Origin of the sequence: Methanopyrus kandleri AV19, from assembly GCF_000007185.1 — an archaeon.
In the GTDB taxonomy this organism is placed as follows: domain Archaea; phylum JAADCQ01; class Methanopyri; order Methanopyrales; family Methanopyraceae; genus Methanopyrus; species Methanopyrus kandleri.
In genome coordinates this window covers 1,334,017-1,355,992 of sequence record NC_003551.1, presented here as the reverse complement: position 1 = coordinate 1,355,992, position 21,976 = coordinate 1,334,017, and the positions used below count along the sequence as shown (strand labels likewise).

At 67.7% G+C, this 21,976-nt stretch carries 24 protein-coding genes; 9 read left to right on the top strand and 15 right to left on the bottom strand.

The window, feature by feature from the left end; translation table 11 throughout:
* Positions 1-29 precede the first annotated feature (29 nt).
* From MK_RS07155 to MK_RS07140, 4 genes are all read left to right on the top strand, one after another.
* Positions 30-1,304: a hypothetical protein gene (locus MK_RS07155; RefSeq protein ID WP_011019704.1), complete on the top strand. Its 1,275-nt coding sequence runs from the start codon at positions 30-32 to the stop codon at positions 1,302-1,304.
* A 54-nt stretch (positions 1,305-1,358) separates the two neighbouring features.
* The gene (locus tag MK_RS07150) at positions 1,359-1,574 is read left to right on the top strand and encodes a hypothetical protein (protein WP_148679784.1); all 216 of its coding nucleotides are present in this window, start codon (positions 1,359-1,361) and stop codon (positions 1,572-1,574) included.
* A gap of 63 nt (positions 1,575-1,637) precedes the next feature.
* Positions 1,638-2,189 (top strand): hypothetical protein, encoded by a 552-nt coding sequence (locus MK_RS07145; RefSeq protein ID WP_011019703.1) that lies wholly within the window; start codon positions 1,638-1,640, stop codon positions 2,187-2,189.
* Positions 2,190-2,193: 4 nt separating this feature from the next.
* On the top strand, positions 2,194-3,240 hold the full coding sequence (locus tag MK_RS07140) for a metal-dependent hydrolase (RefSeq protein WP_011019702.1): 1,047 nt from the start codon (positions 2,194-2,196) through the stop codon (positions 3,238-3,240).
* Between the two features lie 34 nt (positions 3,241-3,274).
* Here MK_RS07140 and MK_RS07135 read toward each other — a convergent pair whose 3' ends face one another.
* Positions 3,275-4,276: a hypothetical protein gene (locus MK_RS07135; protein WP_011019701.1), complete on the bottom strand. Its 1,002-nt coding sequence runs from the start codon at positions 4,274-4,276 to the stop codon at positions 3,275-3,277.
* A 24-nt stretch (positions 4,277-4,300) separates the two neighbouring features.
* Positions 4,301-4,879: a hypothetical protein gene (locus MK_RS07130; RefSeq protein ID WP_158295975.1), complete on the bottom strand. Its 579-nt coding sequence runs from the start codon at positions 4,877-4,879 to the stop codon at positions 4,301-4,303.
* Between the two features lie 545 nt (positions 4,880-5,424).
* Here MK_RS07130 and MK_RS07125 point away from each other — a divergent pair.
* From MK_RS07125 to MK_RS07110, 4 genes are all read left to right on the top strand, one after another.
* Positions 5,425-6,753 carry a hypothetical protein gene (locus tag MK_RS07125; RefSeq protein WP_011019699.1) on the top strand — a complete coding sequence of 443 codons (1,329 nt, stop codon included), beginning with the start codon at positions 5,425-5,427 and terminating at the stop codon, positions 6,751-6,753.
* 145 nt (positions 6,754-6,898) lie between these two features.
* Positions 6,899-9,136: a hypothetical protein gene (locus MK_RS07120; protein WP_011019698.1), complete on the top strand. Its 2,238-nt coding sequence runs from the start codon at positions 6,899-6,901 to the stop codon at positions 9,134-9,136.
* Between the two features lie 223 nt (positions 9,137-9,359).
* Positions 9,360-10,385 (top strand): hypothetical protein, encoded by a 1,026-nt coding sequence (locus MK_RS07115; RefSeq protein ID WP_148679783.1) that lies wholly within the window; start codon positions 9,360-9,362, stop codon positions 10,383-10,385.
* Between the two features lie 60 nt (positions 10,386-10,445).
* Positions 10,446-10,685: a hypothetical protein gene (locus MK_RS07110; protein ID WP_158295974.1), complete on the top strand. Its 240-nt coding sequence runs from the start codon at positions 10,446-10,448 to the stop codon at positions 10,683-10,685.
* Positions 10,686-10,764: 79 nt separating this feature from the next.
* On the opposite strand, the gene MK_RS07105 is transcribed toward MK_RS07110, so the two are convergent.
* The 5 genes from MK_RS07105 to MK_RS07085 all read right to left on the bottom strand — a co-directional run bounded on the left by MK_RS07105 (position 10,765) and on the right by MK_RS07085 (position 14,302).
* Positions 10,765-11,292 carry a hypothetical protein gene (locus tag MK_RS07105; protein ID WP_011019695.1) on the bottom strand — a complete coding sequence of 176 codons (528 nt, stop codon included), beginning with the start codon at positions 11,290-11,292 and terminating at the stop codon, positions 10,765-10,767.
* Complete coding sequence (locus MK_RS07100) at positions 11,265-11,948, bottom strand: hypothetical protein (protein WP_011019694.1); 684 nt, start codon at positions 11,946-11,948, stop codon at positions 11,265-11,267. The genes MK_RS07105 and MK_RS07100 overlap by 28 nt, the downstream gene beginning before the upstream one ends.
* 712 nt (positions 11,949-12,660) lie before the next feature.
* A complete protein-coding gene (locus MK_RS07095) occupies positions 12,661-13,008 on the bottom strand; it encodes a roadblock/LC7 domain-containing protein (RefSeq protein WP_011019693.1) in 348 nt (115 codons plus the stop codon).
* A 281-nt stretch (positions 13,009-13,289) separates the two neighbouring features.
* Entirely contained in the window at positions 13,290-13,919 is a 630-nt protein-coding gene (locus tag MK_RS07090; protein WP_011019692.1) for a hypothetical protein, read from the bottom strand.
* Complete coding sequence (locus tag MK_RS07085; protein ID WP_148679782.1) at positions 13,874-14,302, bottom strand: hypothetical protein; 429 nt, start codon at positions 14,300-14,302, stop codon at positions 13,874-13,876. The genes MK_RS07090 and MK_RS07085 overlap by 46 nt, the downstream gene beginning before the upstream one ends.
* A 150-nt stretch (positions 14,303-14,452) precedes the next feature.
* Between MK_RS07085 and MK_RS07080 the strand changes: the two genes are divergently transcribed.
* Positions 14,453-15,103, top strand: a complete 651-nt coding sequence (locus MK_RS07080) for an MBL fold metallo-hydrolase (RefSeq protein WP_011019691.1) — start codon at positions 14,453-14,455, stop codon at positions 15,101-15,103.
* Here MK_RS07080 and MK_RS07075 read toward each other — a convergent pair.
* From MK_RS07075 to csm2, 8 genes are all read right to left on the bottom strand, one after another.
* Positions 15,098-15,610 (bottom strand): ABC transporter permease, encoded by a 513-nt coding sequence (locus MK_RS07075; RefSeq protein ID WP_148679780.1) that lies wholly within the window; start codon positions 15,608-15,610, stop codon positions 15,098-15,100. The two genes, MK_RS07080 and MK_RS07075, sit on opposite strands and share 6 nt — an antisense overlap.
* Before the next feature lie 180 nt (positions 15,611-15,790).
* Complete coding sequence (locus tag MK_RS09150; RefSeq protein WP_011019689.1) at positions 15,791-15,955, bottom strand: hypothetical protein; 165 nt, start codon at positions 15,953-15,955, stop codon at positions 15,791-15,793.
* 50 nt (positions 15,956-16,005) lie between these two features.
* Positions 16,006-16,779 carry a polysaccharide deacetylase family protein gene (locus MK_RS07070; protein ID WP_011019688.1) on the bottom strand — a complete coding sequence of 258 codons (774 nt, stop codon included), beginning with the start codon at positions 16,777-16,779 and terminating at the stop codon, positions 16,006-16,008.
* A 98-nt stretch (positions 16,780-16,877) separates the two neighbouring features.
* Positions 16,878-17,969, bottom strand: a complete 1,092-nt coding sequence (gene csm5, locus MK_RS07065; protein WP_011019687.1) for a type III-A CRISPR-associated RAMP protein Csm5 — start codon at positions 17,967-17,969, stop codon at positions 16,878-16,880.
* Positions 17,966-19,294 (bottom strand): hypothetical protein, encoded by a 1,329-nt coding sequence (locus tag MK_RS07060; protein ID WP_011019686.1) that lies wholly within the window; start codon positions 19,292-19,294, stop codon positions 17,966-17,968. The genes csm5 and MK_RS07060 overlap by 4 nt, the downstream gene beginning before the upstream one ends.
* On the bottom strand, positions 19,291-20,382 hold the full coding sequence (locus MK_RS07055) for a hypothetical protein (RefSeq protein WP_011019685.1): 1,092 nt from the start codon (positions 20,380-20,382) through the stop codon (positions 19,291-19,293). Before MK_RS07055 ends, MK_RS07060 begins: the two co-directional genes overlap by 4 nt.
* Position 20,383: 1 nt before the next feature.
* Entirely contained in the window at positions 20,384-21,439 is a 1,056-nt protein-coding gene (gene csm3 / locus MK_RS07050) for a type III-A CRISPR-associated RAMP protein Csm3 (RefSeq protein ID WP_011019684.1), read from the bottom strand.
* A gap of 12 nt (positions 21,440-21,451) precedes the next feature.
* Positions 21,452-21,976: a type III-A CRISPR-associated protein Csm2 gene (csm2, locus tag MK_RS07045; RefSeq protein ID WP_011019683.1), complete on the bottom strand. Its 525-nt coding sequence runs from the start codon at positions 21,974-21,976 to the stop codon at positions 21,452-21,454.

Genomic DNA, 21,976 nt, shown 5'->3' with positions numbered 1-21,976 from the left:
GCGATACCCGCCCGTCCGGGTGAGCGACGTTGATCCCGACCCTCTTGGGATTGCTGCTACTGACGACCCCGGCCCAGGCCGCGGACGTGCCCGCGGACCCGACCCTGGGCGCGGGGAAGGTGGTCGTCCGGTTCACGCCCTCTTCGAGCGGAGAATGGCTCGCTCAAGCGTACTACTCGCCGCCGAGGGGTAAGCTCGCGATCGTGAGCGTGAGTGGTTCGATCGCGGGTTCTCGGGTGGAACTCCGCGATCGGTACGCGGGTGGGCCCCTGCGCGTGAGCGTGGTCGACGTGAGCGAGTACGCGCCCGAACTCTCCCAGGTACTAACCCCCGTGCGCGTGGAGAGGCGCGTTACCCGGGAGGGGAGCACTTACCATGTGACCGTCATCGTGTCGAACGAGGCCGAGCACCCGGTCATGGTTCGGTTAACCTACTCGAACTGGACGCACCTGGACTTCGGCGATCGCACCCTAGACCAGGACGTGAGCGTGGTACTCGAGGGTGAGAAGCTCGAGCTGGAACCGTTCTCGGTCCGGGATTCTCGCTTCGTGCGCGCGGACCTCGTATGGACGGACGCGGGAGGCTTCCGGTACCCCTACACCAGGCTCGGACCCGGGGACTCGCTCACCCTGCACCTCGACGTGACCGCGGACCGTTCACCCGGGAAGGTTACCGTGACCCGGAGGTTGTTGCTCTCGGACCCGCCCGTGCCCGTGAGCCTGACCGTGAGCGTGCTCAGGCCCGCGAACTACGGTCTCGACGGGAAGAAAGTCTCCTTCTGGGTGCCCGCGCCCGGTGTAGACTACCTCGTGCGCTACCTCGCTCGCGAGGGTGATCGTCTAGTACCCAAGAGTCTCGAGGGGGAGGGTGAGTACCAGGGTGTAGTCTCGGTCGAGCTCCAGGGCGAGCCGGAGCTCGTGAGCGTGTACTTGAAGCAGCCCGCGAGGATGGTGTTCGAGGTGAGGGATCGGGTCAAGCTCTCCCTCCGCTCGGGCTCGAACGGTTCGAGCCGACTCTGGGTCCGCTGGGCGAGCGAGAGCATCCCCGGCGGTCTCGCGACCGACGTGCGGCTCAAGGGTCGGGCGGGTAGGGTACTCCTCGGGCTGGTGCTCGACTCGACGGGCGAGGCTAACGTCGACGTGAGCGGTGGTACGGTACTCGAACGGGGTACTCTACCGAGTGGGCGAGCGTACGCGATCCTCGACGCGGGTCCGGTGAACGGGGAGAAGGTGGTACGCGTGACCTCCAACGCCCGAGTACTCGACGTACTCTCGAAAGTCGTCGACAACCCGGGGGTGGCCTGATCGCTCCCCCACGCGCTACTCCTCCCGTTACTGCTGCTGTCGGCCGTGCAGTGCGTGCCCGGTCGATGCGAGCCCGACGACGTCGCCGACGACCTGGACGCGGACCGCCAGTACCTGGAGGAGGTGCTGGACCATCACGCCTCCGAGTACCGCGGTGAACGTCCCGCCGACGAGTCCACCGGGATCGGGACGGGAACCGACGGCCGCGGAACCGGATCGCACGTCGTGCCGCCGGTCCCGGTGATCGTCCCCCGGAGGCGTCGGAGGTGAGTCCCTCCGGCGCCCACCCCGCGGATTTTCGGACCGTAGTGATGAGATCGGGAGGCGTTCCACTTGACACCTTGGCCCCTACCCCGCGAGATCGAGGAGATCGTGAGGGAGCTACCCCCGGGCGCGTACGTGGCGAGCGCCCGGGTCGAGGGCGTGCCCGAGTACGACCTGCTCAGCGACGCGCTCCGGGACGCGCTCGGACGCTCCTCCACCTCGCCCTACAGGGTGCTGGTGGACCGGTACCTGGAGGAGGTGGACGCGCCGCTCGTCTTCCAGGCCTCCAACCACTTCCAGCTGAACCACCACGCCCGCCGTGCGCTCGAGCGACTCGCCGGGAGCGTACCCGTGCTCGTGCTCAACCGGGGCTACCTCCCGGCCGTCGAGTGCGAGGACCTCACGGACGAGCTGGCGGGGACGGACTCCGCGGAGGTGGAGGCCGTGTTCGACGACGGCCGCACGGTCACGCTGGTCGAGGACCCGTCCAGGCTGCTCCGGGCCCTCGCCGTGGCGGGCATCGGGCTCCTGATCCTCCGGACGACCGTGGACGAGAGCGTGGACTTCTGGGCGCTCACGGCCCTCGGACTCGCCGGCCTCGCCGTCTCCAAGCTGGGGTGAGACGATGAGGGCCCGGACCCACGTCCTGCTCACCTACCTGCTGACCGCCCCGTTCCTGGGCGTGGAACGGGCGATCACCGCGTCCCTCTCGGCGATACTACCCGACCTCGACCACCCGAACTCCCTGGTCTCCTCGGCCCTCTACCCGCTCGAGCTCCTCACGGGCCGGGACCTCAGGCTGGCGCTCTCCCGGAGGCTCAGGCACCGCGGGATCCTCCACTGCCCCTGGCCGTGGGGCGCGCTCGCCTACCTCCTCTGGGCGACCGGGCACCCGAACGCCGCGCTCGTGCCCCTGGGAGGGTTCCTCCACTGCCTCGAGGACGCGTTCACGACGATGGGCGTACCGGTCATGTGGAGGCGGGAGGGCGGCTCGTGGCGCTCGGTCAGGCTCTCGCTCACGGGGCTGCCGTCCGACACCTGGGACGCGATCCTGCCGCCGCTCGCCCTGGCCGTCACCTGGGCGCTGTTCCTGCTGAACCCGGCCGAGTTCCACGCGACCCACCTCGACGAGAACCCGTACCTGGAGCGCGCGTACTGGACCTCGCGGGCGGTCCTCCTGAGACCCTTCCTGCACACGGTGGAGGGGCTGAACCGGGAGGCGCTCCGGGTTTCCGGGTACGGCCGGCTCCCGCACGTGCGGGCCGTCCTCCGGTACGATTACGGCCCCCGGGAGGTCTCGGGGCTCTGGACCCCGGCGGGCTGGGTCCGCGGGGACGACGGGCGCTGGTACCCGCCGCCCACGCACGGGTACTCCCTGCGGTCCCTCTCCTACGAGCGGGCGGCGTACCGGGTGGGGACGGTGCGGTGCTGGGATGCCCCCGAGGGTGCGCTGGTGCTCCGCGCGGTGCTGGCGTACGAGGGTCTGAGCCCGGTCGCGCTCGAGAGGTTGGCCAGGGAGGCCGTGCTCCTCGGGTTCAGGGTCCGGCACACGGACCGGGTCGGCGGTCACCTGGTCCTGGAGGGTGGGGGACTCGCGATCCCGGTCCTGCACAGGCTCCCGAGACCCGCCTGGTGTCGGGTCACCTTTCTGCCCTCGAGATCGTTACGGTAATCGTAACTATCCTTCGAGGGAGGGCGGGCGCCCGTCACCACACCCCCGTTAGCGCGTTCTCCGCCAGTGCTCCGAGTACGGCGAGCACGGGGGCGAGTACTCCCGGCCAGTACTCGAGGAACCTGTCGCCGAAGTCGCACTCGTCAGCCCACAGGGAGTGCAGGAGCGCGCCGAGCGGGAGTGGTAAAGTCGCGCAGACGGCGTGACCGACGACCCTCAGCACCGCGTTCCTCACGTTCACTCCACCGGGCCCGATTTCCCGCTTAGTCACAGCTTCCATTAGCCCGTACCAGGCGCCGACGAGCGGTCGCGGCAACCCGGAAAGCTCGCTCATGAGCCGCTTCGTTGGCTCCTCGAGCAACGGCGCCCAGACGTCGGAGTCCGCGAGGTCGAAGATCCTACCGTTCACCGTGTAATCCCAGAGTCCCAGGACGCGCAGCAGGGCCTTAACCGCGATCTCACAACACGTCCAGTAAGCGAGCTCCGCACCGTAGAGCACTCCCACGTACGCTAGGCGCCTCGCGTACTCGAGGAGGGCCGAAGGTTCCCACCGGAACTCCGCTTCCCCCAGTCTCGGGAAGCGCTTCAGGAGTTCGATCCAGGGTAGGAAGGCGATGAACCCGAAACCGCTCGTGAGGAGGAAGGTCCCGAGGGCGAGTTCCGGGTGTAGGAGGTACCGGATCGCTCCCGTGCTAGCGAGTCCAGCACCCTCGAGGAGATCCTTCACCTCCCGAGCCCGAGCGGAAAGCTGGAAGATATCCCATTCGAGGAGGCTATCCGCTGTGCTCTCGAGTACGTGCAGGAGTTCCGCGAGTCTCGGGTTATGCCCCCGGATGAACTCGAGGGACGGGCGTGCGAGCAATAGGAGGACCTTATCCTCGGTGACGTCGTAAACGACCAGCCGGAGTCCCGACTCGTCCTCGAGCTCGCCAGACTTCAACTGAGGGATCTTAGCCAGGTCCTCCCGGGCCAGGTCGAGGAGCTTCCGAGCTTCCTCGGGTGGTAGGGACTCGCGCCATGCCTTCCCGGTGTTCAAATCGCAGACGACCCGGTAGGCGCCCTACCCGTCGGATTTCACGAGATCGAAGGCCACGGTGCTACCATCGACCTCTAGCCTGACAAGGAGGTCGTAGCCTCCCATGAGTTCGACGGCCTGAGCGAGTGGGGTGACGTCCCGGGCGTAGCGCCCGAGGATGGGGGATGGGAAGTACGTGGTGGGCTCGTAGACCCTGTGATCGTGGATGATGAGTACGGGTAACTCGCCGCCTCCCTGCTGGGGTTCGACGGGGATCGTGCGGAGGCCCTGGAGTCCGAGTACGAGGTACGTGTGCTCGGGGTTGAAGGACAGCGAGCGTCGGACGGTCCCACGAGACGTCTGGTACTCGACGCGGATTCCCTCCGGGGTGATCCTCACGTCGATCTCGTCGAACGGGTTACTGCAAACGACGAGGTCGTGATTATCGGAAACCGATACGTACTCGTAATCGACGACCATGTTCTCGAACGTGTTGAAGCGTTCGACGGGCCCGCTCGTGACCACCGGAGTAGCGTGCTCCAACCCCTCCTTCTCCAACGAGAACGCACCATCGACGACGTCCGGAACGTAAACAGTGACACCCGAGACGGGAGACACCATCAAGAGCAGCGGGATCGCGAGTAACAGGACCGATCTTCCTATCGCGGGACCGGACTCCCTCGCACGTCTTCCGCCACTCGGAGGCTCCGGCCACCATTCGACCCTTCCCCCCACAGTGTCGGGGCGAGTCTCTCGACCCTACTCTACGGGGTGAGGAACGAGCCGGAGTGTGTAGTCAGTACCGAGAACGCGACCGCACGCACGAGGGACCGACGTACGCCCGTCCCGTCCACCCGCGATTGCGCCCCCACCGGTCCGCGCCGGGAGAACTGGGACGGTGACGATGCCGAGGATAGACCTTGCGGACAGGGAACCGTCGGAGGGCGTCCCGGGAGTCCTGGGCGGGTACCGGGGAGTCCCCACCCCCCGTGCCCCCCGCGGGAGGAACGCGGGAGCGCCGGCGCACCACGCCGGGGACGGGACCGTGCCCACGGCGGCACCCGCGGATTCCCGGGTACACATCACGCTGGAAGACCCACGACCCCGGAGATGAGTTACCGAAAACTTTAGTGTCGGAGCTTCCGACGATCCACTTCGGGGGTGAGAACGTGAGACGTGTCCTTTCGCCGGCGATCGTCCCGATCGTCGTCTTGGTTCTACCGTTACCCGTTCACGGTGACTCGTGGACGGATCCGGAGGCGCTGCTGGACGTGGGCGTGCAGAGCCACCTCGTCATCGAGGACGTCCACGAGAAGGAGGTGACCACGGAGCACGGTGATACCGTGAAGGTCCTCGACTACGTGGACGCGACGTACATGGCGGTTATCAAGGCCAAGGAGCCCGGGAAGCCGGTGACGGTGCACGTGCTCCTACCGCAGGGTACGGAGGTGCTCGAGGCCAGGTTCTACCCGAAGGTCTCGGACCGGAGTCCGTCGGAGGTCCTGAGCGATCCGTCGAGGTTCGAGAGCGTGAAGGTGAAACCCAAGGGTCAGACCGAGGTCACGTGGGAGTTCCTAGATGAGACCTGGAAGTGGACCCAGCTCGACTTCGAGGTGACGCCGGAGCACGACCCCGGGAAGCCGTTCTCCTACTCGCTACTGGTCCTGAAGCTCAGGATCCCGGCGCTGCACCGGGTACCGAACCTCCGGATGTACTACCCGAAGCACTACGACGATGCGTTACGATCGGAGTACTCCTACGGTGTCATCGAATGGCCGATCCCGGCGCAGCCGGGCTACGACAACAGCTTCTACGTCAGGAGCGGCTCCGAGACGTTGGACGTGGGTGTCGAGCTCTTCGCGTGGCCGGAGGGCGTCGTCACTAAATCCTCGGCCGCGCCGGGCTGGGACACCTGTCAAGCTCGCCTCACGGACCACCTGATGCTGGTGTTCCCGGAGGCTCGGGTGGCCGTGCTCGCCGACGTTTCACCGGCGGAGGATTACGAGAAGTGGAAGCACCAGCGTGAGGAGGTCATCGAGAAGGAGTGGCCGCAGGTCACCCAGAGGTTCGGGTTCCCGTACGTGCCCGTGGTCGCGGTGATCGGCGTGGAACGGGTGGAGGTGAGCTTCGACCTGCTGGTACCGGAGCGCGTGGACGCGGGTTCCACGGTGACCGTCTTCGTCCGGCCGTACCCGGAGCCGTGGTCCTACGCACCGGAAGAGGGCGTCCTGAGGTTCGAGCTGAGGGACGAGCACGGGTCGGTCATGGAGCTGGGCGAGGTGAAGTTACCCGAGGGAAGCGGCTTCGAGGGATGGGTGGAGTTCCGGTTCCGCGCGCCGGAGAAGCCCGGTTATTACACCCTATTCGTGGAGTACGAGGGTCCGTACGGTAACGGGAAGACCTCGGCGACGTTCCGCGTGGAGGGACGCGGCAAGAGGTGCAAGCTCCCGATCCCGGTGGTCCCGGTGATCCCACCGAGGCGCCGGGCCCGAGCCTGATCTCCCCCCTCGCGCCCCGGTTCGCTCTTTCGGAAACCGTAAACATGATCACGAAGCATTATCTTTTCCCGAATTGAGGTCAACGGGTCGGGAGTTAACGTTAAGTGGGTATGGATACCTTCAAGCCGCGGGGGAAGGGCAACCCGTGCTGGCGCTCCTGGCGCTGCTCCTGGCCGCGCAACCCGCGGCCGCGACCCCCACGGTAGACGTGTTCTTCGAGGGACCGCCGGACGAGGACCACGCGGACATCCTCTACCTGGTGTACGTGTCGAAACCCGGGACCGTCCGGGTCTACCTGCCCCTGAACTCCGAGGTCCGGGGAGTGTACTGGTTCGCCGCGGACGAGCTCCGGACGGTCGACGGGCTGGCCCTGCCACCGCGGTCGGAATGGGGACGCCACGAGGTCCGGGACTGGCGGCTGACCTCGGAGGGGCTCGAGTGGCGCGACCGGCTCTACGCCCCCGTCGGCGACGACTGGCCGGTCCGGGTTCCGATCGACGGGATACCCGAGACCGTGAGGAACGCGTTCGCGGGCCTCCTGGAGCGGGGCTACGCCGATATCCCCGTACTGGAGGCCCGGGTCGACCCGGGGCTGCTCGTCGTCGAGGTGCGGGCGCGGCTCGTCAGCAACCACCTGCTCATGTACCTCGTTCCGGGTTACGAGTTCAACGCGGCGACGTACGAGTCCGACAACAGACACTCGTACTACCTCGAGCCGACGGATTACGGGTTCGTCATCGAGCAGGGCGTCAACGTCCCCACCTTCGAGCCGGCCCTCGTCGCCTTCGGCCTCGAAGACCTCAGGGAGTACGAGTACTGGCCGGTGAAGGTGAACTACTGGGGATGGGAAAGAGAAGGTCCACCGTACCGTTATCACCTCTTCCCGGCCCTCGTTCCACTCCCGGTGAGGCGTCGACGGCTCGCGGTGCTGCTCGCGGCGATCGCGCTCCTGCCGGCGGCCGCGCACGCCAACCCGAGGATCCTCCCGCCTTCACCGCCGCCCCCCGTGTTCGTCTCCCAGATCACCGTGTTGGACGGTGGGATGAAGGGTAACCTCCACGAGGTCCACGTGTTCGTACGGCTCTGGCCGGGCACCGAGGGCACCGTCTACGTGCCGCGGGAGGCCCGGATCGAGACGGCGGCGGTCGTGCCCGCGGACGCCGTCCTCAGCTCGGCCACCGCGGGCGACGTGAGGGCGTGGTGCGAGCGGAACCACTCGCCGGCCCCGGAGACGGCCGAGACGACCTTCGAGCTGCCGGAGGAGGTCAGCGTGATAACCTGGTGGGACGAGGAGTTCCGCACGCGACGCGACCTCTTCCTCGAGTCCCGGCTCGGTCGGGCGATGAAGCCCCTGCTCGACGGGGTCCTGGCGCTGCGCGTGCGGGCGGACGACGACTCGTTCCTGTACCTGGACCTGCTAGTACCGGCGGGGTGGCGGTACCTACCGCTGGGCGTCACGTCGAGCCTGCTCCTCCACCCCTTCGGTGATCCGATCCCGGCGCTGGTCCGGGCGGGCGATCGGTGGTACGCCTCGTACGCCAACTCCGAGTTGCTGCGCTCCCTGCACCCCGACCTGTTCCTGCTGCTCCTGAACGTCGAGGGGTCGTGGGGAACGCGCCTGAACACGGAGCAGCTGTGGGAGAAGGAGCTCCGACGTCTCTCCGAGGGTCCGGAGACGGTGATCGTGAGGTCGGTGCGCGGGGACGAGGTCCTCGTGGACGTGGTCGCGACGGTACCCGAGATCCCCCTGCCCGCGGGCTCGAAAATTCTCAAGTACGGGACGGTCCCGAGGGACGCGTACCGGGACGCGTACACGGGCGTACTCGCGCCGGGATTCCAGCCGGTCCAGTATCGAGTGGTTCGGGAGGGTGAGATGAACGTACCCGACATCGGAACCGTCGAGTACAGGGTGGTCCGCGTCGACGTATCGCCCGATCGACTCCTGGTGATCCGTGCGATCGTACCGATGAAAAACGGCAAGCTGGTGATACCCGTCGTCGGCGGTGGGACGGTGCTCGGTTCGAGCTACTACGACCGGAAGGAGGCCGGCGGCTTCGAGTGGCTCGTGGTGGAGGAGTTCGAGGACCTGAAGGGGTTCCGGAAGTTCGAACCGCGGAGGGGTTGGGATCGGAGACCAAAGCCGCTGGAGGTACTGGTCGGGCTGCTACTCACGCCGCTGCTCCTCTACTGGGTGTCTACCGCCTTCGGGGGCGACACGGGCTCGCCGTTGACCGTCGTCGCGAACTTCCTGGGCGAGCTCGTGGTCGACTCGTTACCCTCCCCGCTTCGCGAGGCGCTGAAGCCTGTGACCCGACTGGTCGGCTACTGCGTGATCTTCCTCCTGGGTGCGCTGACGGTGGCGCAGGGGAGTCTACCGCTCTAGAACCCGGGTTGAGGATGACGCTCCTACGGAGCCGTCGGGACCCATCGCCGACACGAGAGTTCAGTTCCCATCGCCGGCGGGTTTCAAGGGCCGGCGGCCTTACCCGGAAACGGTGATATCCTGCCCCCGACCTCATCCACTTTTCGACACGGTACCCCAGCACCCACGGTGACTCGTCGCACGTCTCTACGGACGACGAACACGTTGAAACGGGGTCGTGGCGGTGGACCGTGACCTCTGTCCGGACGCCGACCTGAGGAAGGTCGTCGAGGCGTTGGGGTTCTTCTTCGACCCTGTCCGCGCCGTCGGCCTGGCCCTGAACCTCCGTGGACACATGTGCTTCGTCGACGGGCCGGGGGCGGGCAAGACCACGTTCCTCGACGCCTTCAGCGTCGCCGTGGTGTCCGGGGAGGGCGTGACCCGAGAGGCGATGGTGTGGGACGAGCGCACCGACCGTCCGGGCGTCGTGCTGCACTACCCCGCCGGGTTCGTCGGATGGGACGAGTGCGATTCCATCGGCTCGCCGGAGGTCCGGAAGCTCGTCCTCGAGGTCCTCGACTTCAGGCTGGAGGTGGTGGCGCACGGGGAGCTACGTACGGTCAGGCACAACCGCCGGTTCCTGTTCGCGGGGCGCGCCGTCCCGGCGTTCCCCGAGGTGGATCTGATCCGGTTCCTGGGCCGTATGCAGTACATCGGTGGGGTAGGTGGCGACATCCGGGATCGGGTCCTCAGCGGCGCCGTGGATCCCCGCGCCGTCGAGGCGCTGTACGAGCGGATCTCCTGGGACGTCCAGGCCGTGCACCTGGCCGGATGCGCCGCGGAGGGACCGTTCGTTTCCGGCGAGTTTGCCGAGGAGATCTTCAGGGGGTACCTCCGCGAGCTCCGCGAGGCGTTCGCGGCGGCTCTCCTGGAGGCGGCTAAACGGTTCCCGATCGGGGCGGGTGCCGGACTCGCCCGGAAGATCGCGATGGCCTACGTCCAGGACAAGATCAACAGGTTCGCGGACACCGTGATTGCGTTCGGCGGTCCGGAGGCCGTCGCCGACGTGGTCCGGGAGTACTACGCCCTCTGCGACCTGGAAGCCCCGGAGGATGACGTCGAGTGCCTCGTGCACGCGTGGGTGAACGCGCTGATGAACAACTACTCCCAGTGGTGCGCCGAGGGCAAGATCCCGGGACCGAAGATCGCCTACGAGACGATAGCGTCCGAGGACGACCTCGATCTGAGGTTCGAGGACGTGGTGGGTTAAGAGGGGGACACCCCAAACCATATGGCGTGGTCGGGATCGGTGTCCCGGGGAGTGGGTGTCGTGGAGTCCACCGAGGTGCCCATCTTCCGCGATCAGGAGGGTAAGGCCCGAGCCCTGATCCTCCGCTACGATCCGGACGGTGGCGTGTTCGTGCGGTACGGTGAACGGGAGGACGGTTCCTGGGAGTGGACCGGGTTCAGGCTGACCGCCGCCGAGGTCGCGCTCCTGAAGGAGTTCTTCAACCGGATCGACCCGCTGCACGTCCAGCGGCTCGAGAGCGGACGTCGGGATCGGGGATGAGGCCCGCCCGAACGGGGAACCCGCGTCACCGACCCGCACCCCCTTCCCCAGGGGGAGAGAGCGCGGAAACGCGCCCGCACTATCCCTTCGCCGGTCGCTGCCCGGAACACCTGTCGGTCGGTATCCAGACCCTCTTAGCCAGGTGAGAGGCGATCCCCACCCTGCTCGAGACGACGTACGCGCACGCAACGGCCGAGGCCAGCTCCGCGAGGCCACCCACCACCGGACCCGCCAGCGCGGTCGCGACCAGCGCGACGCACGCACCCGCGGCGGACGTCCGTCGCGCCCACGTCCCCACGTTCATCAGGGCGATGGTGAACTCCGAGGGGGCGCGCAGACACGCCATCACGGCCCTGACCGCCGGCACGATGGACACCGCCGCCGCTGGTATCGCGACGGCGGGCGCGTACATCCCCACGACGAGCGGTGCCAGGAGACACCAGAGCCCCGTGACCGCACCCATCGTCCCGAGCCTCCGCGTCAGCTCGAACCTCAGTGGCCCATCCACGTAGGGGAGCGCGTGGCGCGCCAGGTACCAGTACGGGAAGGCGAACAACGCGAGCCAGGGCACCACGGAGATCAGACCGACTCCCACGCCACAGAGCACTGGATGGGCCCCTTCCCGAGCACGCGCTCGAGGACGTCCACCGCGAGCTTCGCTCCCCATATCAGCACGGGGCTGACCTGGGCGATCAGTCGCCGATGGACGCCCACCGTCATCACCATGGGCGCCAGCGGCACGGAGAGGGCCACCCACACCGGACGGGCCTCCCGGTCCAGGTCGTGACCCTTCTCGTCGGATTCCAACAGTTCTTCCCACCTGGAGAGCAGCTCGCGGTAGACGGTCTCGGCCCGCTCGGGTGACCCCAGCTCCAACTCCAGCCACGGCCACCGGAGGAGCACGCGCCCGTCCCGACGCTCGAGGAGCGGCGGATGCCCCGCGATCCGCAGCAGCTCCGTTAGGTACCTGATCAACCGGTCGGTCTCGCCGTCCCTGGCGGCGAGGAGCGCCTTGAGGCCCCAGTACAATCGCCCGTCGCGGACCAGTAGCACGAGCCTCTCGAGGTCCCCGGTGATCAGGACGAGCCGCGTATCCTCGGCCGGGTCCAGCGCCTTCGACGCCCTCCTCGGGTGTTCCTTGACTCCTACGACGTCCTCGAGGCGGATCCGACGGGTCTCACCGCGCTCGCGGATGACGATACACTCCCGGGTGAGCTTCACCCGAGTGCGGGATCCCGGGAGGGAGCGGATGGGCTCGACCAACGGGGGTGCTCCCCCACGGTCACTCAGGGCGGTGGTGCGGCGCCTCCGGTGGACCGACCGGGTCGCTCTACTCAGCGGAACGTAAATCACCGCCGATCGTCAACCGGGTCGCGGACGGTGGGCGGTCCGACGCCGATCGTCCCCGCCGGTCTGTGTCGGATCACCGCCCGGCTCACCCCGTGGGAGTTAAACGAAACGTCGATAAAGTCCCAGAAATAGGGTTCAGCAATGAGATACCCACGTGTTCGTTCATTCTTATTTCATGCAGGACGGGTCCACGCCCGGGGAATGACACGTCGACCGACGCGTCATCGGTCGTCACTGCCGTTGGAGCGCCGTAATCACGGACGCGTGAGCGACGTTCATCAGGACATCCATCAGCAAACTGTTAAATAGACAATCTAACCCCCTCACAACCTAACCCCAATGATCCTGATGGACACTATATATAACATAATCCACGCTTTATACCGCTTTCTACGCGTTGAATTGTGGGTAGATAGGAAAAACTTCCTTAGAGTTCATGGGCTTTATCGCAATGGTTTCAGCACCCGTTCTCACGTTACAGTGGAGCCGTAGTAACCCACTCCGTATGACGTGAGCTCCGCCGGACTCCGGGCGGACAGATTTCCTCGCACCCGGTAGACGCCCGTTCCGCGGGAAGGAAGGAGCCGGTCGGGGCGTGGGGAGGTCGAACGCCGCGTACCCGCGTTCAGAGCTGCTTGGATATCTCCTCGGCAGCCTCTCGCGCTTTCAGCCTGATGAGTCCGAGGTTCGCGTCCGGGTCCGCGATGAGCACCAGCAGGGCATCGTCGTCGACCCTGATGATGACCACCTTCCCGTCGGTGGATTCCACCAGCATCTGCTTCAGCTCCCCGAGCTCCATCTCCTCGATGACGCGCTCCCCCGAACCGTACACCGTGGTGGCGATGGCCCCCACGATCTCGGGATCCACCTCGGGCGGTACCGCCTCCGCCACCACCAACCCGTCGCTGGAGGCCACCATCGAGCCGTTGACGCCCGCCACCCTGTTGAGATCCGCCAACACCTTCTCGATCACGCGCTCCCACCCCCACTCACGGTATCCTCGAGTTGGTGAGGTTGTGTTGACAGTTGGTGGTTTGAGGTCTGGGAGTGGTTTAAGCTGGAGGGTTATGTCTGAGTAAAGATAATATAAAGGGTTCGAACCCCGACGCGCGTTAAAGGCCGTGCCGGCCGGTGCGTGGGCTCGACCGTCGGGGCGATCGGTACGTCCACCGCGGGGACACTGACCGACTCGTTCACTCCACTTCTCCCGTCGGAGCTACACCCGTCGTGAGATCCCGAGCGACATGGAAGCTGTCACGGAGACGGGCCCGACGCGGACACGTTCCGGACGCCGGTCGGACACGATCCGCCTCTCGAGACCGTGACGGTCGCCCCGAAGGTGACCGCGGGCGCGTGGGTGAGGAAGTGCGGGGCCAGCAGGAGACCGCCCGCGTGGGCTAGGAGCGCGGGTAACCCTCCCAACGCTGCGAGCCACGTCGGGACGTGGACGACGTGGGGTAGTACCGGGAGCAGGAACCAAAGGATCACCTCGGGTAAGGTGCGGCCGGGGTCCTCCATGATCTCCCCGATCAGCTGGACCAGGTAGTCGAGGATCTCGAGCACGCCGGTGGGTCCGCCGAGGAGGACCCAGACGAGCTGGGTGAGGGGCAGCGGTAGGCTGACGACGACCGCGCCCGTGAGGAGGTAGTCCAGGAGCGTGTCCGGGGACTCGAGCGCGCGTTCCAGGTACCAGGTCGGCGGCTTCGAGAGGACGACTCGCGGTAGGACCCAGTAACTGGGCGGGACGACGTCGGGCTCCTCGTTCTCGTCGAAGACCCACTGGAAGAGCCAGGCGAGGGCGCCGACGAGGGGGAGCGGCAGTCCCGTGCCCGCGGCGATCAGGCGGAGCCCCCAGAGGGCGAGCGGAACGCCGGTGAGGAACACCCCTCGGGCACGAACACGCCGAGGGTCGCGTAGATGAGCGGACCCAGGTAGTGGCGGGTGGTCAGGGCCGTGAGACAGGCCGCCAGACCGACGAGCGCGTACCGCTCGGGCAGCCTCGGGGCGAGCACCGGTCGGTTGAAGACGTCCGGGGGCACCCCGAGGGCCCGGGTGAGCAGGGCCGTCAGGAGGGACGTGGAAGTCCCCAGCAGGCCGTCGAGGGTGACATCCGGGTACGGGGGCACCCACGGGGTCTCGGCCCCGAGGGAAAGGCAGAACACGAACGTGCAGCGGCCGCGGGGACCGCCGTAGGTGGCGATCCAGGTGAGGAGCGTGGAGGGTTCCAGGCCGCCGACGTCGACCACGCGCCACCCGTAGACTAGCACGCTCGCGTCTCCGGAGCCCCGCGCCCTCGATTGACACGTCCACGTAGCGCGGGCCGGAGGGGTGTGCGCCCGAGGGCATCCTCCTAGATCGTCTATCGGGACGCGGGCGTGGAACGGCGGACCCTCCCGCTCCTGGGGGTGAGGCGTCGGGTGCGGGTGGTGTTGGTCTACGACGACCGGCGCGGGAGGAGGGGCTTCAGACCGTCGTGGGGGTTCTCCTGCCTGGTGGAGCTGGAGGGTCGCCGCCTGCTGTTCGACGCGGGCGGCAGGGACAGGATCCTGTTGCACAATCTCCAGGAAGCCGGGGTGGAACCGCGCGACGTCGAGCTGGTGATCGTGTCGCACGACCACGACGACCACGTCGGCGGGCTCCCGGGCCTCCTGGACGGGAACCCGGGGATCACCGTGTTCGCGTCCCCGTCCTCCGAGCTCGACGTGCGCCGGGTGAACCGCGTACGGAACAGGGAGGAGGTAGTGTCGGGCGTGCTCGCGGTGGAGCGGCCGAACAACGTGGGTCTGCTGCTCGAGTCGGAGGAGGTGCTGCTGGCGGCCCGGGAGCCCGGGGAGTTGGTCGAACTGGTGCGGTGGGTGTGCGAGCGGTGGGAAGTCGAGACCGTGATTGCGGGGTTCTGCCGGTACCCGGGGGCGGCGCGGATCCGGCAGGTGGCGGAGGTGCTCGGGGAGCTGGGGGTGGGACGGGTGGTAGGATGTCACTACTTCCGACCGAGCGACGCGAGACACTTCGAGCGGTGGGGGATCGAGTGCGAGCGCCCCGGGGTGGGGGAAGAGCTCGAATTATAGTCCCGAATTACGACACCTCAGCTCCCTCGCCGCCCTCCGGAACACCAGGGCCGAGGCCGCGAAGACCGTCGCGGTGAGGACCGTCCCCACGACCACGTCCGCGACCGCTACCGGCTTACCGTACAGGTCCGTCGCCCGGAGCGCGTGGATGAACGTCACGGGTGGGTACCGGTGGAAGATCTCGAACGCGACCCTCGGCACCAGGTTCTCCGGGACCACGACCGCCCCCAGGAACATCGCCGGGGAGGCGACGGCGTTGAGCACGGCGCTGGCGGACTTCTCCTCCCGGCATAGCAGCGCCACCAGGGCCCCGACGCTCGCCGAGGCGACGGTCCCCAGCAGTACGAAGCCCCAGCCCTCAGCCGAGGGGAAGTACCGCATCCCGAAGGCCACGCGCGAGTAGGCGACACGTGGCCAGGTACTTGCCCGCGAGGAACTCCCACACTCCTCCTCGACGGATAAATCGACGTCCCGCAGCGCCGTCAAGCCCTCGAAGCGGACGGTCACACCCTTCAACTCGACGGCGGGGGGAAGGTACGCACCCCCGCGGAGAACCGGAAACCGTCGAGCTTCGATACGGAACGACACGGGCGATCACGGTATGTTAACGTTTTGAGAGTGAGCGACGGCTTCCCGCACGACGACACACGCTATCGACGACCCGGACGCGCGGTGGGCGTCCGGCGATCAAAACGCGGTGAACCGCTGCCCGTGACGCGCCAACTCGGCGAACTCGTCGATCGTCGCGAACGCCACTCCGGGATGGGACCGCGCGTAGTCGACGAACTCGAGGATGATCCACCAGTACTTCGGGTTGGCCGTGATGTGCTCGTGGAAGAGCACGACGAACACCGTGGGCCTGCCGGGCCGGCCGTGCCGGTAGTACTGGTCGAACCCGCGCTTCAGGTTCTCCAGCGCCTCCTCGGGGGTGACCGGTCGCTATCTTGGGACGCACGAACAGGTCGTCGGCGAACGAGCACAGGAACTCCGGCTCCACCGGCTGCCCGCGCTCGTACCGCCACTCCGCGTAGCACGCTATGGGTACCTCGAGGATCCGGTGGCCGTCGATCGCGATCCACCTGGGCGCCCCCCCGGGTGCCGGGCCTGGTGTAGATCTTACTCGAATCCACCCAGATGCCCTCCTCCACCAGGGCCCGGTACGTGTTCTCGTCGATCGCCAGGCCGGGCGCCCTGAACGCGTCCGGTCGTACGCCGGTGGCCCTGTGGATCCACTTCTGGGTCGTGTGGATGATCTGGCGCTGCGTCTTCACCGGTAACCCCGCCACCTTGCCCGGGCGACCCAGGAACGCGTACGACGCTCCGCCGTCGTTGGCGTGGTTGATGAGGTCCCCTCCCAGCTCGCGCAGCTTCCTCATCCGGTCGGGGTAGGCGTAGGCCTCCCAGGCCGGGACGGCGAACGTCATCGGTACACCTCTCCTCCTGAGCATCTCGGCGAGCCGGACCGAGTACCTGGACCCGCCGCATAGGTCCTCCGTCACGACCACGATGCACCTGGCGTGCGACAGGCGGGTGAGCCTGTTTTGCTTCCTGGGATGGGTGTGTTTGAAGTGGATCGAACCTACCGTCGCCGTGAAGGTCAACAAGATCACGATCAGCGCGAAGACGCCCTCGGACATCAGCATCCAGCCGCGGGATCCCGGGCGCGGGCGACTCATGGGCCGGTTTCCCCGCCGCCCGACGATGGTCGTCATCGGGCACACAACGTGACGGAAAATAAGTTACCCCGGGTCGGGTGTGATCACGGCGGCCCGCGTCACCCGCCCTCCACGACCCTGACCAGCCCGGGGACCTCGCCGTCCACGAGCTTAACCGTCTGGGGTGCGAACTGATCGAGCGGACCCCGCAGGACCCGACCCGCCAGCGGGAGCGCGGTCTTCACGAGCCGGCCGCCTCCCCACCCCAGCTGGACGTCCGCGTCGTCGGGCACGTCGACCCGGAACCGTTCGCTCAGCGCCCTTAGACCCTCACGCCAGCCCTCCCGGGCGCGCTCGAGGACCGTCTCGGGGTTCTCCAGCGTCTCCTCCCAGAAGTCCCGTAGCCCGCTCCTGACATCGCGGAGGAAACGGAACACGGGCTTGGGCAGCCGGGGCAGTTCCACCCTGTCCCACGTGTCGAGTACGCGCTTCAGCTCGCCATGGTCCGTGCCGAGCTCGAGCTCGAAAGTCCCGGAGACCACGAACTCGCGGGCGTCGAGCGGTCTACCCTTCGGGTGCAGCTCCGCCCGGTACACCGCGGTCCGTATCTTCCCGACGGGCCTAGCGTCCTCCACCTTCAGCGCCCGCAGCACGTCCGCGTGGGGGAAAACCTCCGGCCACCCGCGGTTCGGCTTACGGCGGTAGCTCCTTCTCGCCGTCCCACCCTGGAAGACGGTAGCCCGGAGCCTGTTATCGAGGGCCACGGCGGCTTTCTTCGGGTTGCGCGGTAGTCTATCGGTGAGCGTGCTCAGGTCGGTACCCAGCCCGTCCAGACGCTTCAGGGCGGCCAGGAGGAGCCCGGTCCTCAGCGCCCCCTTGACCGACGTGCCCGGGATCCACGGGTCGTCCACCCGCGTCGGTCGGTACGTCGGGAGGAACCGGTCCGGGACGCCCCCCGTCCTCAGCTCCACCTCCCTGAGCACCTCGGCGCCTTCGAGGTATCCTTCGGCCTCCGCGTGGTCCCCGCCCTCCAGAGCCCCGAGCACGCGCTCGGCCCGCTCCGGAGGCAGGGTCGTGAAGTCCACTACGAGGATTCGGTTTCCGTCCACCCGATAGTCGAGCCCGCGGACCAACTCTTCCTCCCGGGGAACGCCGACGTGGAGCGGCGTGAGCACCTCCAGCCGGACTTCGACGGTTTCGAGCCCGCTCATCGACCCACCGCCCGCTCGATCGCGTCCACGCACTCCCGGAGGGCCTCGACGGCCGCCTCCGGGTCGTCCTCCTCCGACGGGAACTTGAAGTCGGGGCCGTGACCGTGCTTCCTCTCCCAGTACTCCGAGTCCACGCGCGAGCGTCCGAGGGCCTCCCGGACATCCTCGAGCGTGATCCTGATCGCCCGGTGCGCGTAGTCGTCCCGGAGCTCCCTGAGCCCCTTAACCACGTAGTAGCTGGCCAGGGCGTTCACGGCGGCCGCCCGACCCGCGTCGGTGACCTCGAGCGAGGTGAGGTCCTCCAGGTAGTCCCCGAGGTAGCGAGCTAGGGTGCTCACCGGATCCCTGCGGATCAAGTCCCCGAGGTTACCGTACTTGGGATCCCAGTCCGCCTCCCGCGACGCGTGCCGCACGAACTCGTCCGGGTCAGGCTCGCGACCGGAGACCGCGGAGAAGGTCGTCCACAGGATCATCTCCTGGGCGACGCAGGTCCGGAGGACGTACTCACCGTACTCGCCACGCTTCAGGTGCGTCAGCGCCCGGTCCAGGACGTAACGGGTGCGCTCGGCCATTCTCTCCACGGGATCGTCCGAGAGCGCCCGCTCCACGCGCTCCAGTCGATCCGAGACGTCCAGGAAGTCCTCGGGGAGCCCCCGGTAGAGCTCCCGAGCCCGCTCGAACTCGAACCGGTCCTCGGCCGCCCGCGCCTCGGCGTAGGTACGGAGGTCGTCCAGCCCGGTGTGGGACAGGACCCTGGCGGCCGGGTCGTTCAGCCCGTACTCCAGGAGCTCGTCCGCGATCCGCCGGAGCAGCTCGTCGCCCACGCGGATCCGGGTAGTCCCGGTGGATTCGGACACGTACACGAGCTCCGCGTCCGGCTCGACCTCGAGACCCTTGAGCGCGAGGGCCAGCGACTGGGCGGGCGTACCCGTCGTCACGTCCAGGTACACCTCCTCGGCCCCGTCCAGGACCTCGGGGAGTTCCCGGCCGTAGAGCTCCAGCATCGCGTCGTGGTCCGACGGGTTCTCGCGGATCACCCGGACCTCGACCTCGACGTCGAGGAGCTCGCGCATAGCCTCCGCGACGTACAGCGTGTCCTTGGCCTTCAGATGCCTCGGGGTCGATCCCGGATCCTGGTCCGTCGCGAAGAGGACGATCCGGTCGGGCTCCAGCTCCTCCAGCACCCGTTCTAGGATCGGGAAGGACACGCCGTCGAGGTCGCCCGACTCGACCAGCTCCTTGAGCACGTAGTACGGCTCGTTCACCCGTTCGCCGTCCACCCGGACGTCGTTCACGCCCACGTTCCGGACCAGCAGGACGGTCAATCCCCGTCCCCCAACGCCCTGACCCGGACCGGGAACCCTCGACCGTAGACGACGAGCTCGTACCCGCCCCGGTACATCGGGTCGCCCCGGAGGAACCCGGGGAGCAGCCCCTCCGGGACCTCGAACCTGAGGTTCTCCGCGCCGGGCCACTCCGGGAAGTACGAACCCGTCGCGGCCAGGTAGTGGCGCGGGACCCGGTAATTCGTCACGAAAGGACCCACCCGGGCGTAGTGGAGGCCCCTCCGCTCGACCCGGCCGTAGAACTCCGCGTCCCCCTCGGGTGCGCAGGCCGAGAGCGTGATCGCGGGCTCGCCCTCCTCGACCCTCATCCGCTGCGAGAACAGCAGCTTCTCCTCGCCTTCCGGCTCCCTGAGCCCCGCCTCTAAGACCTCACCCGCGCCCCGGGACCTGGCACCGCCGAGCCCCGCGTCCCTGAGATAACGGAGGACCGCGCGGAGCAGCGCCTCGACGTCGTAGTAGTCCGGTTCCTTCCCATCGTACCTGAGGAAGGCCACGTGCGTGGGACCCTCGATCCCGCGGCCGCTGGCGTAGTCCAGGGTGAACGGCGTCGTGTCATCGCCCGTCCTGGGGACCGAGGCGTGGGTGAGCCGGCCGGAGCCCACGACCGGGTCGTGCTCCCCCGAGAGCCACTCCCGCAGCCGCTTCAGCGTCGCCGGATCCGTCGGCGACCCCTCGACGCAGAGATCCGTGAACAGGGACAGCGGCAGGCGCTCCGGCTCGGTCACCAGCCCGTGGGTCCCCGTGTCTACGTCGTCACCCGCGAGCTCCCTCAGCACCTCCCCGTATCGCTCTGGGTCCGAGAGCTCCCGGCGGACGTGCTCGGGTACGGGGAGCAGCGGCTCGCCCCCGCGGTCCAGCGGGAACGCGTCCGTGAGCTCGAGGCCGCCGACCAGCGCGTCTAGGACTTCCTTTACGACGTCCGGGTCCTCGCCGTCGCCGCGTAGGAGCTCCAGGGTCGCCCCGAGGATCGCCCCGAAGAGCGTCTGGGCGGGGACGGAGGTCCGGGTCCGCTCGATAGCGTCCCCCGCGCGGAACCGACCCAGCGACAGCTCCAGGACCAGCTCCACGTCATCGGCCCCACGGGAGCTCGCCGACCACCTCGTCCAGCCGCTCCACCCACTCCTCGGGACGCAGGTACGCCCGGTCCTCCAGGTCCCGGGCGCGGATCACGATCTCGTACCGCTCGGCCTCGAGGTCACTCAGGTACGTGACCTCGTCGGCGGCCTCGTCCTTGTCTTCCTCCTCCGGGAACCCCTCGCCCGCGCCCGGGTCCAGGTACCACCCGGTCGACCGCGCGCAGAGGGCGGCGATCCTGAACTCGACGCGGCCGTAGCCCCGGGAGGTGCTGTGGCCGATCCCTTGGTCCTCCACGAGCTTCAACGAGGACATCAGGTACTTCAGGTCCGACTCGAGCTCCTCCCCGTCCTCGACCCGGTAGACGACCTCCAGACCGAAGCGCGAACCTTTCGGGACGCGCTCCATCGAGCGCGGGTTGGCCTCACCGCTGACGCGGTTGATCGCGTTCTCGTGCTTGACTTCCGTGGGCTCGCCCGCCCGCTCGAAGACGTCATTAACGGTGTAGGTAGTCGGGTGGGCGTCCCTGAAGGCCACGCGCGCTTCCTTCTTCACGTCCACGACCCCGGAGAGCTCCTGGGCGTCGTTGGGGTCCCGGTACCGCCCGTAGGGATCGTACCCGAGTCCCCGGCGCTCGTCCTCCAGCCTCCCCGGGTCCGAGAACCCGATCCCGTCGCCCGCCGACCCGAAGATCCGGCAGACCGGACACGTCCCGTTCTCCAGCCACGGCGGATCCTCGCGCAGGTACTCTTTAGCCTCCTCGTACACCTCCCGCCGCACGAACCCGCACTCGTGGCGCTCGTTGTGGTGGGCGCCGAAGAACACGTCCGGCTCGATTTCCCGGCTCTTCATCCACGCGAGCTCGAACAGCGCCCGGGCGCGCCCCTTCAGCGAGGAGCCCGGGACGTACGGGTATCCGCTCACCGGGTCCCTGATCACGGGGTTGTCGAGCCCGCCGATCTCGATCTCCTCCTCGGACGTGCCGATCCGCGTGCCCGTCCTCAGCCGGATCTCGCCGACCAGCGTGATCGTGCCGCCGATACCGACCACGTTCGACCCCCCTCAGCTCCTACCGCCCAGGAAGCGGTGGAACGCGACGATGCCCTCGGCCAGGAAGTGAAGGGCCTCGATCGCGCGCCTCCGGACGTCGTCGTCCTCCGAGTCCTCAACGATCTTCGTCGCCTTACGCAGCGCCTCGTCCAGGACCTCGTACAGGCCCTCGAACTCCTTCCCCTGCCGACCCTTCGTGTACGCGAGCACGACGCGGGCCTTGCCCAGGGCGGCTACCACGTCCTCCCAGCTCCCTTTCCCCTCCCTGGCCCTCCTGGTCTCGTTGCGGACGTTCGTGATCTCGGCGTACAGCCGCCTGAGCTGCGAGTTCGAGACATTCAACGACACCAGTGCCGTGAAGAACGCGAGCTCTAGGAGCCCGTCGTCCGAGGGCTTCAGCTGTATCCTCTTAGCCTTGAAGTCGTTCAGCAACCTCTCAAACCTCCGCTCCGCGTCCTCCCTACGGTTCCTGTCCAGTCGACCCGGCTTGTACAGGTACTCTTCCGCGAGCTCCGCCGGCCTCAGATCCGCGCCCAT

What these genes read in the sequence shown, in the direction of transcription:
- MK_RS07140 (WP_011019702.1), top strand. Translation starts at nt 2,194, where the DNA reads ATGAGGGCCCGGACCCACGTCCTGCTCACCTACCTGCTGACCGCCCCG.
- MK_RS07070 (WP_011019688.1), bottom strand. Translation starts at nt 16,779, where the DNA reads ATGAGTCGCCCGCGCCCGGGATCCCGCGGCTGGATGCTGATGTCCGAG.
- csm5 (WP_011019687.1), bottom strand. Translation starts at nt 17,969, where the DNA reads ATGAGCGGGCTCGAAACCGTCGAAGTCCGGCTGGAGGTGCTCACGCCG.
- csm2 (WP_011019683.1), bottom strand. Translation starts at nt 21,976, where the DNA reads ATGGGCGCGGATCTGAGGCCGGCGGAGCTCGCGGAAGAGTACCTGTAC.